Origin of the sequence: Azospirillum sp. B506 (assembly GCF_000333595.1) — a bacterium.
GTDB lineage: Bacteria > Pseudomonadota > Alphaproteobacteria > Azospirillales > Azospirillaceae > Azospirillum.
In genome coordinates, this window is the sequence record NZ_BADK01000315.1 from 1 (window position 1) to 4308 (window position 4308).

The following is a 4308-nucleotide window of genomic DNA, read 5'->3' on the forward strand; positions in this document are numbered from 1 at the left end:
CGTACGGACACCGAACCCCTCGTCGGCCCACAGGATGTTGCCAATGCCCAAAACCAGGATCCGCGCAGATCCGCGCCCGCCCTCGTCCGCCGCAAACTCCATTCCCGCGCCTCAGCCTCTGTCTCATGGTGCGACGACCTGTCGCCGAACCGCGGTATTCTTACAAGTTCCATGCCAGGATGGGCTGATCACTCATACCCTTGATCGGACTGGATATTTCTCCGACCATCGCTCGGTAGGTCAGCGATTGTGGACATCAACATTACAGCATGCATGGCAACTGGCAACAAACTTGCCATCCTGGCTGGAAAGTTGCCGTTCAAGGGCGACGCGGAACTTTCGCAGCCTTTTCAATCAACTCCCGTTCGGTGACCCACTTCATGTGGCCGGGGACATCGGTATCGTTGCCAATCAAGCTCCCTGCAATATAAGACGCTCCCGCTTGTTCGGCCGTGCGCAGCATCGCGGCCGTCCGAATGCCATCGACGAAGAAAATCATGCCATGGCGTCGTACATTGGCACCGATGGTATGGAGCCTGTTGGCCGCCCTTGCCTCCGGTTCGCCAGGTTGGACGGTTACTCCCAAACCACGGATTCCTGCTTGGGCAAAAGCCGCCAAATTTGGTGTACCATCGTCAAGCAATACGAGGGTAGCGCGGGAATATGGTTTGAGGATCGTTGCAATCTCGGAAATCCTGCCGTACGGAACCCCTGTCGGAACACCCTGGAGAACGAAAACAATGAATGGAATCAAATGGGACGAAATCGAGTGACAGCAATTTATATATTCGCGCTTATACTTTGCTACGGAGAGAGATGAAATATTGACGGTCATATTTTGAATGTATCTAAAACTATTCCTATGCAATTCTTCGTGCATTTCGATTGATTTATTCAATATTTCCAGATCTGATCTGAAGATATATTCTTCTCTCCGCGATTCGCTCAGCGATGGAGACTTTATTATTCTCTTGGTGTTTTCGTCCGCATGACAGACATAGGTGGACAGTACCTTATGCGATGCATCAAAGACAGGGCGATAGCATATGCTTGGGTGAAAAACCTCCACCTCTTGGGCGGTTGCCGTATCGGCTGACCGGTTTTGACCATCGACAGCATCGGACTGAGCGAAAGCACGTCCCTGCTGCATCGCCCTCGCAATCAATTGATTGAGCGGAATCGCCTCAACCGAGACATTGCCATCGAGTTCCGTTACAACACTTCGCACTGTTATCTGAACAGTGTCTGCATTTCCAAGCATCAACCGATGAAGTTCGGCCACAATCCGTCCGCTGACGAGTTCGGCAGCTTGGCGATCGAGTGCAGAGAATACAACGAGATAGTTGGAATCATCGGCTCTCAACCACACATCGGACGAGGGAAGATAGCGGTTAAACAGTCTCTCCGTCTGATCGTATATACGGTTCTTAACCGAGTCCCAGCGATCCCCCAATTGGCTGCGAAGGGAACCGAGGCCGATCAATTGGACAGCTCCGGCAGAATGGCTGTGTCCGCCGGACAGGATTTGTCGCAGCCGTGCCTTGGTTTTCTCCGGAATTGCAGTGGCCTCATCGCCTGGTGCTTCTGGTTCTGCGAGTGTCTGATTGGGCATGGCGGAAATCCTCCTTTACCGAAGGTTATGGCCCATGTCTTCAATCGGGCGAGAATTTGTATGACAAACTCTATTGCAACAATTATTAATAAAAATCACTTAGCTTTATTATTAAATTATTGTATTATGATAAATGGTTTTTAAAAATTATCGAATTAAATTCGTTTTTACCTGAATAAGTATTCCAGAATACTGTAATAGAAATCCTCTAAAAATTTGACGCGACTGTCATAGGTGAAAACCTGTATTCCCCGATGCCTTGACGTCTCGGTGCAATTTTCTTTCTTTCCATGATTCTATAGGCAGCCGGGCGTCGGCAATTTTCTTAGACTTGTGCCACAGCCAAGCGGCAACCCGAGACCGCCGATCAGCCGCTGATTGTTCGATGGTTCAGAACGATAAATTCAGAATCAGGGCGTTTATCCCGCATCGGTCCAGGCGTAGATCTCTTCCATCACAAGGATTGATGACACACACAAGGAGGTTCAAATGGCACGCATGGTTTCCCTGATGATGTTCGTCGGCGTCATGTCCTACGCCGCGTTCATCGCATCCTGAAGACAGTCCGGCAGCAGAACTTCAGCTTCTTCCATAAAAAAGCTTCTTCGGAAGCAGTTTCCCTTCAATGCACCGTACACACCATCTATGATGCTTGTGGGGCGGGAATATCATTGTTAATCAATGACTTGCTACCCTTCCGATGATGCAAGGACACCACTCAAAGCACGATAAAGCACTACAATATGAATCAATGCGTTAGCGCCCGGTTTTGAACAGGGCTCAGAGAGCCTTTACTTCGATCCACTGCGCCCCTCGCACGTCTCGGTAAAGCGCCGTCATCTCTGCCGATTTGTGGCCCAGCAGCGACTGCGCATTGATCCCCTGTTCGTGATAGAGCCGAGCCGCCAGCGAGCGGATTTCATGGAAGCTCGGCGGCGTGCTTCCATCCACCCAGGTCCGGCCGGACTTGTCGCGCGCCTCGGCAAACCACATGCTGATGGTGTGCGGCCGGATGCCGTCGCCCGGCTTCGCCCGCCCGGCAAAGCTGCTGTGGTGGATGAAGCGCGGACTCAGCACCTTGTCCCGGCATCGGGCGATCACCTCCCCGACCGACCAGTTGACGACCTGAAGACGCAGGTCGAGCGGGATGCAGATGCGCATGCCGTGCTTCTCGGTCTTCTTCGGGATGATCCAGAGCTTGCCGTCGCGGACGTCACGGGGCCCCATGGCGGCGAGGTCTTCGCGACGCTGACCGGTGACGAGAGCCAACTCCATGACCCTCGCCAGCCACGGGGCGTATTCCTTTTCCGCAACGGCGTGGATGGCCTGGAAATCTTCCAGGGTCAGGCGCGCGCGCTGCACCTCGGCCGGGCTCGCCTTCGTCGGCGCGATGGGATTGGCCTGTACCCAACCCTTCGCCATGGCAACGGCGAACATGTCGAGCAGGAACGAGCGTACCGCCTGGGCCATGCGCAGCTTGCCGCGCTCCTCCCAGCCGTTGAGGAAATCCGCGGCGTCCCTGGTGGTGATCGACGCGATGCTCCGGTCGCCCCACTGCGTCCGCACCAGCTTGAGACGCTGGGAAAAGCTGTCGTGGCTGGACTTCTTGATCCGGCCAGCCTCCAGCCGGGAATCAAGGATGCCACCATAGAGGTCGCAGAAGGCGTTCACGCTGTCGTCGGGCCCGGCGATGATCCGGTCGAGCAGCCGGCGCTTGCCGCGGGTACCCTCGATCTCGTGGTTCGCCTCGATGGCCTGGGAGATGGCCGCATGCCGGTCGCGGCCAAGCCCATAGAATTTCCCGGTGCGCGGATCGCGCCATTTGAAATAGCCGCGCTGCTCGTAGAGGCCCGGAGGCAACGAGCGCGTCTTGGAACTGCGTCTACGCCCCACGGCGGATCCTCTCAACCAAAGTCGGGCGATTCGCCGGGGCGCTGGGGCGGCTGATCGGTTCCGGCTTGTTCGGATCGATGTAGCAGGCGTCCGGCTGGACATAGTAGGCACGCCCCTGCTTTTGGGCGGGTGGATAGATACGGCAGGCGCGCGCCCAGCGGCGCAGCGTCTCGCGAGCCGGCGGGTTGGTGTATTTGGCCTTGGCCCACTCCTCCAGGGTCAGCAGCTTGTCCATCCTCAGCCTCCCAGCTCCACGATTTCCTTGTCGCCGGTCATCCAGCCCGTTTGCTTGTCCCGGTCGGTCAGAGGGCGTGGCGGCACTGACCGCGCAGCGTGGGCGGCGACGTCCGACCAGTTCATGTTGTTGGATGCCCATTCGATGGCCTCGTCTGGATCCTGATCGAACAGGGGCGCGGTGTCTTCGGCCAGAGAGCGCTCGGCATCGTCGCCGAACTCGTCCGCATAGTGGGCGGCCCGGCTGCGGGCGATGATCTCCAGCGGCACGTCCCATCGACTGCCGTCGGGCATGGTGATGCGTAGGGCCTTGGAAAGGGTGGTTTGGGTGCGGCTCATGAGCGTGGCTCCCACCGGATCAGAACCCCGACGAAGTCGGTGATCCCGGGATGCTCGCGCGCCCAGAACTCCCGCAGGTCAGCCCAATCCTCAAACCCGTCGTGCTGTGCGAAGTCGTCCAACTCTGCCGCCGTCTCCGCCGCGGTCGTGCCGCCGATCAGCACTACAGGCGACAGGCCGAATTGGAGGCGTATCGGCAGGACGCGGTACAGGTCGCCCGCCCAGCAGTG

5 protein-coding genes are annotated in these 4308 nt (G+C 56.9%); all 5 read right to left on the reverse strand.

Annotated features, from left to right (window positions below; genetic code table 11):
* Positions 1-319: 319 nt before the first annotated feature.
* Entirely contained in the window at positions 320-1612 is a 1293-nt protein-coding gene (locus tag I71_RS09690; protein WP_244433734.1) for a hypothetical protein, read from the reverse strand.
* Between the two features lie 780 nt (positions 1613-2392).
* Positions 2393-3505 carry a phage integrase Arm DNA-binding domain-containing protein gene (locus tag I71_RS09695; RefSeq protein WP_042694331.1) on the reverse strand — a complete coding sequence of 371 codons (1113 nt, stop codon included), beginning with the start codon at positions 3503-3505 and terminating at the stop codon, positions 2393-2395.
* On the reverse strand, positions 3495-3740 hold the full coding sequence (locus I71_RS09700; protein WP_042694333.1) for an excisionase: 246 nt from the start codon (positions 3738-3740) through the stop codon (positions 3495-3497). Before I71_RS09700 ends, I71_RS09695 begins: the two co-directional genes overlap by 11 nt.
* A 2-nt stretch (positions 3741-3742) precedes the next feature.
* Positions 3743-4078: a hypothetical protein gene (locus I71_RS09705; protein WP_042694334.1), complete on the reverse strand. Its 336-nt coding sequence runs from the start codon at positions 4076-4078 to the stop codon at positions 3743-3745.
* Positions 4075-4308: hypothetical protein (locus tag I71_RS38210; protein ID WP_042694336.1), on the reverse strand; the 234-nt coding region annotated here is incomplete at its 5' end. The genes I71_RS09705 and I71_RS38210, both read right to left, overlap by 4 nt.

Bases quoted from the DNA above. Each gene is read 5' to 3' on its own strand.
- I71_RS09690 (WP_244433734.1), bottom strand. From the start codon at position 1,612: ATGCCCAATCAGACACTCGCAGAACCAGAAGCACCAGGCGATGAGGCC.
- I71_RS09700 (WP_042694333.1), bottom strand. From the start codon at position 3,740: ATGGACAAGCTGCTGACCCTGGAGGAGTGGGCCAAGGCCAAATACACC.
- I71_RS09705 (WP_042694334.1), bottom strand. From the start codon at position 4,078: ATGAGCCGCACCCAAACCACCCTTTCCAAGGCCCTACGCATCACCATG.